The 7,325-nt window shown below is 75.3% G+C and carries 7 protein-coding genes; 5 read left to right on the top strand and 2 right to left on the bottom strand.

The window, feature by feature from the left end:
- Window positions 1-67: 67 nt before the first annotated feature.
- From ACFQ80_RS18180 to ACFQ80_RS18160, 5 genes are all read left to right on the top strand, one after another.
- Entirely contained in the window at window positions 68-1,366 is a 1,299-nt protein-coding gene (locus ACFQ80_RS18180) for a methionine ABC transporter ATP-binding protein (protein ID WP_430551324.1), read from the top strand.
- Window positions 1,363-2,025, top strand: a complete 663-nt coding sequence (locus ACFQ80_RS18175; RefSeq protein WP_430551323.1) for a methionine ABC transporter permease — start codon at window positions 1,363-1,365, stop codon at window positions 2,023-2,025. The genes ACFQ80_RS18180 and ACFQ80_RS18175 overlap by 4 nt, the downstream gene beginning before the upstream one ends.
- 131 nt (window positions 2,026-2,156) lie before the next feature.
- Window positions 2,157-4,796, top strand: coding sequence for a DNA polymerase III subunit gamma and tau (locus ACFQ80_RS18170; protein WP_430564626.1), 2,640 nt, complete (start codon window positions 2,157-2,159; stop codon window positions 4,794-4,796).
- 1 nt (window position 4,797) lies between these two features.
- Window positions 4,798-5,247: an NUDIX domain-containing protein gene (locus ACFQ80_RS18165; protein ID WP_430564625.1), complete on the top strand. Its 450-nt coding sequence runs from the start codon at window positions 4,798-4,800 to the stop codon at window positions 5,245-5,247.
- On the top strand, window positions 5,244-5,648 hold the full coding sequence (locus tag ACFQ80_RS18160; RefSeq protein ID WP_430564624.1) for a VOC family protein: 405 nt from the start codon (window positions 5,244-5,246) through the stop codon (window positions 5,646-5,648). The genes ACFQ80_RS18165 and ACFQ80_RS18160 overlap by 4 nt, the downstream gene beginning before the upstream one ends.
- A gap of 55 nt (window positions 5,649-5,703) precedes the next feature.
- Here the strand turns inward: ACFQ80_RS18160 and ACFQ80_RS18155 are convergent, their stop codons facing one another.
- Complete coding sequence (locus ACFQ80_RS18155; protein ID WP_430551318.1) at window positions 5,704-6,228, bottom strand: NUDIX hydrolase; 525 nt, start codon at window positions 6,226-6,228, stop codon at window positions 5,704-5,706.
- A 24-nt stretch (window positions 6,229-6,252) separates the two neighbouring features.
- Window positions 6,253-7,305, bottom strand: coding sequence for an Lrp/AsnC family transcriptional regulator (locus ACFQ80_RS18150; protein WP_430564623.1), 1,053 nt, complete (start codon window positions 7,303-7,305; stop codon window positions 6,253-6,255).
- Window positions 7,306-7,325: the final 20 nt, after the last annotated feature.

Below are 7,325 nucleotides of genomic sequence, written 5' to 3'. Positions count from 1 at the left end.
CTCCTGACCCGACGACGGCCGGGGCGCGCGGGCCAGCCCGCGCGCCCCGGCCGTCGTGCTGGGCACGATGGGCAGCACGACCGGTCGAGCGGACGACGGGCCGACCACGGGCGACGACGAGCGAGCGCAGACCAGTGAGGACGAACAGGTGAGCGACAACCAGGCCGGACCGGCCCCCGGGACGCCGGCGATCGAGCTGCGCGGGGTGTCGAAGACGTTCGGCGAGGGCGACCGAGCAGTGCACGCCGTCGACGACGTGTCCCTCACGGTGCGCGCGGGCGAGATCTTCGGCGTCATCGGCTACTCCGGCGCGGGCAAGTCCACGCTGGTGCGCCTCGTCAACGCGCTGGAGACCGTCACGTCGGGCTCGGTGCTCGTCGAGGGCACGGACCTCACCGGCCTGCCGGAGCGCAAGGTCCGCGGGATCCGCGCGCGGATCGGCATGATCTTCCAGCAGTTCAACCTGCTGAGCTCGCGCACCGTCGCGGGCAACGTCGCCTACCCGCTCAAGGTGGCGCGCTGGCCGAAGGAGAAGCGCGCGGCCCGGGTGGCCGAGCTGCTCGAGTTCGTGGGGCTCTCCGACAAGGCGCGGGCGTACCCGCGTCAGCTCTCCGGCGGGCAGAAGCAGCGCGTGGGCATCGCCCGCGCCCTGGCGACGTCGCCCACCATCCTGCTCGCCGACGAGGCGACGTCCGCCCTCGACCCCGAGACCACCCGCGACGTGCTGGCGCTGCTGCGCCGCGTCAACGCGGAGCTCGGCCTCACCATCGTCGTCATCACCCACGAGATGGACGTCGTGCGTTCCCTGTGCGACCGCGTCGCCGTCATGGAGCACGGCAAGGTGGTCGAGGTCGGCGACGTGTACGACGTCTTCTCCGCGCCCAGCGCCGACGCCGCCCAGCGGTTCGTCGGCACGTCCATGCACGACCGGCCCTCGCCCGACGCGCTCGCCCGCCTGCGCGAGCGCCACCCCGGGCGGCTCGTCACCGTCGGCGTGCGGGAGGGCGCGAGCTCCGGCACCGAGCTGTTCCGCCTGCTGCGCGAGCACGAGGTGGACGGCGCCGTCGTCTTCGGCGGCATCAGCGAGGTCGGCCAGCGGCCGTTCGGCTCGCTCACCGTCGAGCTCGTCGCGCCCGACGACCGCATCGCGGCGCTCCTCGCCGCGCTGCGCGAGCGGGCCGACGTCGTGGACCTGGGCACGGCCGAGCACCCGGTCGACGACCCGCGGGCGATCCGGGCCGACCGCGGTCCACAGGGCGGCACACCTGCGCCGGACGAGGATGACGAGCTCGGCGACCCGTACCGCGAGGCGCGTGACGCGATCACCCGCCACGGCTTCTTCGGCAACCTGGGAGGTCGCTCATGAACCGCGACTGGTCCACCCTGTGGCCGCTGCTGTGGGAGGCGTTCGGCCAGACCCTGCAGATGGTCACGATCGCGCTGCTCACCGGCGGCATCGCCGGCCTGGCGCTGGGGCTCGCGCTCTACGTGACCCGGCCGGGCAACCTGCTGGCCAACAAGGCCGTGTTCGGCATCCTCAACGTGATCGTCAACATCGTCCGCCCGATCCCGTTCATCATCTTCGTGACGCTGCTCGGGCCCGTGACGCTGCAGGTCGTGGGCACGACGCTCGGCACCGAGGCGTTCATCTTCCCGTTGTCGGTCATGACGGCGTTCGGCACGTCGCGGATCGTGGAGCAGAACCTCGTCGGCATCGACCCCGGCGTGGTGGAGGCGGCCCGCGCGATGGGGGCGTCGTCGTGGCGCATCATCACCACGGTGCTGGTCCCCGAGGCCCTCGCCCCGCTGATCCTCGGCTACACGTTCCTGTTCATCGCGGTGCTCGACATGTCGGCGATCGCCGGCCTCATCGGCGGTGGCGGGCTCGGTGACTTCGCCCTGCGGTACGGCTACCAGCGCTACAACTGGATGGTCGTGCTGGTCACCGTCGCCGTGATCATCGTCATCGTGCAGGTCGTGCAGTGGGTGGGGAACCGCCTGGCGCGCAAGGTGCTGCACCGCTGACGGCCTCGACGTAGTACCTGGTGACGGTTCACCGGCCTGAATTGTCACCAGGTGCTACGTCGGCGAGCACGCGCGGACCGGGCTGCGCAGCGGCCTCGTCGGTGTCGGCTGCGGCGTCTAGGGTTGGCCGGGTGACGACAGCCCTGTACCGCCGCTACCGGCCCGAGACGTTCGCCGAGGTGATCGGCCAGGAGCACGTCACCGCACCGCTCATGCAGGCCCTGCGCAGCGGGCGCGTCAACCACGCCTACCTCTTCTCCGGCCCGCGCGGCTGCGGCAAGACGACGTCCGCCCGCATCCTCGCGCGGACGCTCAACTGCGCGCGCAACACCCCGGAGACCCCGCTCGACACCCCGTGTGGCGAGTGCCCGTCGTGCGTCGAGCTGGCGCGCGGCGGCCCCGGCTCGCTCGACGTCGTCGAGATCGACGCGGCCAGCCACAACGGCGTCGACGACGCCCGCGACCTGCGCGAGCGCGCCACGTTCGCGCCCGCCCGCGACCGGTACAAGATCTTCATCCTCGACGAGGCGCACATGGTGACGCCGCAGGGCTTCAACGCCCTGCTCAAGATCGTCGAGGAGCCGCCGCCGCACGTGAAGTTCGTCTTCGCGACGACGGAGCCCGACAAGGTGATCGGCACCATCCGGTCGCGCACCCACCACTACCCGTTCCGGCTCGTGCCGCCGGACGTGCTGGGCCCCTATCTCGAGCAGCTCACCGCGGCCGAGGGGATCGAGCTGGGCGGAGGCGTCGTGCCGCTCGTGACCCGCGCGGGCGGCGGCTCCGTGCGTGACAGCCTCTCCGTGCTGGACCAGCTCATCGCGGGCGCGACCGGCGGGGTCGTCGCGTACGACACCGCCGTCGGCCTCCTCGGGTTCACGCACGCCACCCTGCTCGACGACGTCGTCGACGCGCTCGCCGCCAGTGACGGCGCGTCGATCTTCCGCGTCGTCGACCAGGTGATCGCCACCGGGCACGAGCCGCGGCGGTTCGTCGAGGACGTACTGGAGCGGCTGCGCGACCTCATCGTCATCGCCGTCTCCGGCGACGCGGCCGAGGCCGTGCTGCGGGGGCTGCCCGCCGACCAGCTCGAGCGGATGCGCGCGCAGGCCGGACGTCTCGGCGTGTCCGAGCTGTCGCGGGCGGCCGACCTCGTCAACGCCGCGCTCACCGAGATGACGGGCGCCACCTCGCCCCGGCTGCACCTCGAGCTGCTCTGCGCGCGCCTGCTGCTGCCCGGCGCCGACGACGGCGTGGAGGGTCTCGCCGCGCGCATCGACCGCCTCGAGCGGGGCAGGATCGCGGCCGGTCCGGCCGCTCCGGCAGGTCCGCCCGCTCACGGTGACGCCGCACCGACTCCCGCTCCGCCGGTGTCCGAGGGCGGGGGAGGAGGGCTGAGCGGGGCCGCCGCTGCCCGGGCCGCCCTGCAGGCGAGCCGGCGTCCGGTCGCCGAGCCCGAGAGCGCCGGCGAGCCCGAGCCCGCGGTGGCCGAGCCGGTCGGGGACACCTCGCCCGTCGAGCCTGAGCCTGCGGTGGTCGAGCCGGTCGATGCCGCGCCGTCCGCGGAGCCCGAGCCTGCGGTGGTCGAGCCGGTCGAGCCGGTCGATGCCGCGCCGTCCGCGGAGCCTGAGCCTGCGGTGGTCGAGCCGGTCGAGGCCGCGCCGTCCGCGGAGCCCGAGCCTGCGGTGGTCGAGCCCGTCGAGGCCGCCCCGGCGGTTCAGCCGGAGCCGGAGCCGGAGTCCGCGCCGTCCGCTCCCGCCAGCGCCGTGACCACCGAGGTGGTCCGACGCCGGTGGCGCGAGGTCCTGGGCGCCATCCAGAGCCCGCAGGCCGCCGCGTTCCTCGGCGAGAACGCCCAGGTGCTGACCCTCGAGCGTGACGTGCTGCGCCTCGGGTTCGCGCCGGCCGTCGTCGGGCTGGCGCGTCGCGGGCGTCCGGAGACCATCTCGGACGCCGTCTACCAGGCGCTCGGTGTCGCAGTGCAGGTCGAGATCGTCGAGAACGAGGCCGGCGCGCGTCCTCGGGAGGCCGGCAGCTCTCCTGCGCCGTCGGACCCGGGCAGCGACGCCGCTGAGGAGCCCGACGACTCCGAGCGGTCCGACGACGCCGCATGGCCCGACGTCCCGCCGCCCGGCGAGGGGCGTTCCGGCGGTGGGGGAGGCGGTGCCACCGGCGGCGGGGAAGCCGGCGCCCGCCCCTCCGCCGCCACCGTCGCGGCGAGCGAGCCGCGCCCGGACACCGCCGTCGCGGTCGTCGAGCCGCCCGCTCGTCGTGCGCCGCAGGACGCCCCGCAGCGGTCTCCGCAGCCTCAGCAGCAGGCGAGGCAGGTCGCCTCGGTCGACGAGGCGGATGCCGCCTGGCTCGCCGGCGTCTCCTTGCACGAGCCCCCGCCCGACGACGAGCCCGAGCCGCCGCTCGACGAGCCCGCCGTGGCCCGGGTCGGCCGGCCCGTCGCGTCGCCGCGGCCCCAGCCCGACGTGCCGGCGAGCGCGCCGGCCGCGAGCACGCCCGCCCCGTCCGGCCCGGCAGTGTCCGCCCCGGCGGCCCCGCCTGCGCGCGAGACCCCGCGGCAGGCCGCCGAGCGCCGGGTGCGCGAGGCGCAGCAGTCGGAGGGCCGGTCGTCCTGGGCGCCCGCGTCCGGCGGGAACCCCGCGGACGACGAGCCCTCCGCCGACGACCCCGACATCACGTCCGCCGGGCTGGTCGGCGTGCAGCTCGTGGTGCAGGTGCTGGACGGCAAGGTCATCGAGGAGATTGCGGAGCAGCCCTGACATGACCGGTCACACCCCCGCCGACAGCACGGAGCACGCCCGCACGGGCGTCACCACCCTGCACATCGTCGCCGCCGTCATCGTGCGCGAGGACGGCCGCGCGCTGCTCGTGCGCAAGCACGGCACCACGGCGTTCATGCAGGTGGGCGGCAAGATCGAGCCGGGCGAGGAGCCTGTCGCCGCGCTCGTGCGCGAGTGCGCGGAGGAGATCGGGCTGGTCGTCGACCCGGCCGCCGCCCGCCTGCTCGGGCGCCGCGCCGCCGTCGCGGCCAACGAGCCGGACCACGTGGTCGACGCGCACGTCTTCGAGGTGGCCCTGCCCGCCGGGTTCGACGTCGAGACGCGCGCCGAGCTCGCCGAGCACGTCTGGGTCGACCCGGCCGAACCGGCCGCGCCGCACCCGCTCGCGCCGCTGTCCGCCGACCTCATGGCCGACGTCGCCGCCCGATGACCGGTCGACCGCGCCGCGGGGCCGTCCACCACGTCGAGCTGTGGGTGCCCGACCTGGCGCGCGCCGAGCGCTCCTGGGGCTGGCTCCTCGGCGAGCTCGGCTACCGGACGCACCAGGCGTGGGAGCACGGGCGGTCGTGGCTGCTCGACGACGGCTACGTCGTCGTCGAGCAGAGCCCCGCCCTGTCGGCCCCCGCCCACGACCGTCGGCGGCCGGGCCTGAACCACCTGGCCCTGCACGCGGGCTCGCGCGCGCAGGTCGACGCGCTCGTCGCTGCCGCGCCCGCGCACGGGTGGTCGCTGCTCTTCGCCGATCGGCACCCGTTCGCCGGCGGCCCCGACCACTATGCCGCCTACCTCGAGGACGCGGACGGCTTCGAGGCCGAGCTCGTCGCGGGCTGACCGCCCGTCCCGGTGCTACCTCGCGGTCGCTCGGACTACCTCGCGGCCGCTCGGACTACCTCGGCAGGGTGGCGCGCAGGTCGTCGAGCCAGCCGGCGAGGTTGGCCACGGAGTCGGGCATGAACGGCACGTCGTCGATCATCCGCAGCAGGCGGGCGGGCGGCACCCACGCGCCCCAGGCGACCTCCTCCGGCTGCCAGGTCACGGGCCCGTCGTAGGTGCACTCGTAGAGGAACTCGCGCATCCGGGTGCGGTCGTCGGCGTAGTCGGCGACGCCGAGCGGCACCAGCTCCACCCCGGTCACGCCGAGCTCCTCGGCCAGCTCGCGGCGCGCGGAGTCGGTCGGGTCCTCGCCGGCGCGCAGCACGCCGCCCGCGCAGAAGTCGTACCGGCCGGGATACAGGTCCTTCGTATCGGTGCGGCGGTGCACGTAGACGTCACCGGCCCGGTTGCGCACCACGACGGCGGTGGCCGCGTGCCGCAGGTTCTCCGCCCGCACCCGCGACCGCGGCGCCGTGCCGCACGGGCGCCCCGACTCGTCGTACAGCGCCACGACCTCGGATCCCGCGACCTCGCCCATGCGAGCATCCTGCCGCAGACGACCTCAGGGGAGGGGCGGGACGTCGTCGTGGTCGAGCGGCGACCCGAAGATCCGCGCGGCGCGCTTGATCACCTCGAGCCCGTCCGTCACCTCGACCGCGGCGACGCCAGGGATGCTGCCGACGTCGCTCGTGAGGAACCGGTAGAGGGCCTCATCGTCGGCCACGGCGATCTCGCCGCACAGGTTGTGCTGCCCGGTCGTGGCGGCGACGCTCAGGACGTCGGGATGGGCGGCGAGCGTGCGTCCCGCGACCTCCAGCCGGGACGGCAGCACCCGGAGCCAGACAAGGGCTACCACGGGCCGCCCCACGAGCGCGGGGTCCACGACCGCGCGCACCCGCAGCGGACCGCGGCGCATGAGCGCCTCCACCCGCCGGCCGGCGGTGGCGGGCGCGACGGCGGCGCGCTCGCCGAGCTCGCGCCAGCTCAGCCGGCCGTCCGCCACGAGGGCGTCCACGAGCCGGGCGTCGACCTCGTCGAGGGACACGCCGCGCGGTTCCCGCCCCTCGTCCCAGGCGTCCCAGCGCCCGGTCCGCAGCCGGGCCGTCTCCTGCGGGGCGAGGATCCCCGCGGTCCACCCGTGCGGGGTGGCGAAGCGCCGCAGCACGCGGAGCGCGTCGCCCGTCACCACGCCGGTCATCGACCGCAGCCGGTGGTGGGTCACGCCCAGCAGCTCGCGGGCGTTGCGCACCGCGACCTGTGCCGCGCAGTCGAGCTCGCCGCCGGTGACCGCCACGTACCCGGCCTCGTCCCACGACGCGATCTGGCGCGCCACGTCGCGGCTGTGGCCGGGCGCGCAGCGCACCCGCAACCACACGGTGAGGCCCGCCCGGGCCCACTCCCGGTCGAGCACCCCCGTGACGCGCACGTCGCCCCGGGCGAGGAGCGCCGCCAGCCGGCGCGACGCGGTCGGCGAGGTGACACCGGCCGCCGTCGCGAGGGCCGCGACCGTCGCGCGTGGGTGGGCGAGCAGCGCGCCGACGATCCGTCGGTCGGGCCCCGTCAGGGCGGGCGATCCGTGCACGGGGTCCCTCGAGACGGAGGTTCCGTTCGTCATCGCCCGGATTCTTGCAGCCG

The organism is Isoptericola sp. NPDC056578 (genome assembly GCF_042793275.1).
In the GTDB taxonomy this organism is placed as follows: Bacteria; Actinomycetota; Actinomycetes; order Actinomycetales; family Cellulomonadaceae; genus Isoptericola.
This window is presented reverse-complemented; position numbering and strand designations above follow the sequence as displayed.